The sequence below is a fragment of the Oleiphilus sp. HI0125 genome (genome assembly GCF_001635355.1).
In genome coordinates this window covers 1-1,060 of record NZ_LWGF01000931.1, presented here as the reverse complement: position 1 = coordinate 1,060, position 1,060 = coordinate 1, and the positions used below count along the sequence as shown (strand labels likewise).

Below are 1,060 nucleotides of genomic sequence, written 5' to 3'. Positions count from 1 at the left end.
ATGGGGCGGATTGGCTTGTACGGTTTTATTGGCGTTAGCGTCTTCAGCGTATCTTGGTTTAAGTGCGTCAATGACAATTCAGCTTGTCATTATTACTTTGTTGGTCGCAATTATTTCGATTTTCGGTGATTTGACCGAGAGCATGTTCAAGCGTGAGGCGTGTATTAAAGACAGTAGTAATCTTTTACCTGGGCATGGTGGTGTGCTTGATCGTATCGATAGCCTTTCAGCTAGTATTCCAGTACTAACTGCACTTCTTTATAGCTTTGCTTGGATCTCTTGGGGTGGTCAGTGAGTTCTGAAGCTGTCTGTGTATTAGGTGCGACAGGTTCTATTGGTTTAAGTACGTTAGATGTTTGCGCGCAGCACCCTGAGAAGTTTTCAATATTTGCTCTAAGCGCACATTCTGATTGGCGGGCGCTACTAAAGCTGTGTTTGGTTCACAAGCCCAAGTATGCCGTTATTTCATCTGAGCAGGTGCGTGCTGATGCGGTTGAGGCGTTTAAAAATGCGAGTACCGACACGGAACTTTTGTTTGGGGCGGACGCGTTAACATTTATCGCTAGCCATAATGAAGTAGATATTGTTATGGCTGCAATCGTTGGTGCGGCTGGTTTATCTTCGAGTTTTGCTGCGGCCCAGTCAGGAAAAAAACTTCTTTTAGCGAATAAAGAGTCTCTCGTGTTGGCGGGATCGCTGCTCATGAATGCAGTGCGTGAGTCCAATGGTGTCCTGTTGCCTATCGATAGCGAGCATAACGCGATTTTTCAGTGCTTACCGCACAACTACGCGTGTGGGAATAAGCCTGGTTCGGAAGTAACCCAAATATTATTGACCGCTTCCGGTGGTCCGTTCCGTTCTTTCAATCGGCATCAGCTTGAGTTGGTAACGCCAGAGCAAGCGTGCACTCATCCCAATTGGTCAATGGGTAGAAAAATATCAGTCGATTCAGCAAGCCTTATGAACAAAGGTTTAGAGTTGATTGAAGCTTGTTGGTTGTTTGATGTTTCAAATGCCGATATTGAGGTTGTTGTGCATCCTCAAAGCATTGTTCACTCTA

Annotated in this window: 2 protein-coding genes; both read left to right on the top strand. The window is 45.4% G+C overall.

Going from position 1 to position 1,060, the window contains the following annotated elements:
- Positions 1-295 (top strand): phosphatidate cytidylyltransferase (locus tag A3762_RS16085; protein ID WP_197469310.1); only part of this gene is annotated, 295 nt, incomplete at its 5' end.
- Positions 292-1,060 (top strand): 1-deoxy-D-xylulose-5-phosphate reductoisomerase (locus tag A3762_RS16080; protein WP_197469309.1); only part of this gene is annotated, 769 nt, incomplete at its 3' end. The genes A3762_RS16085 and A3762_RS16080, both read left to right, overlap by 4 nt.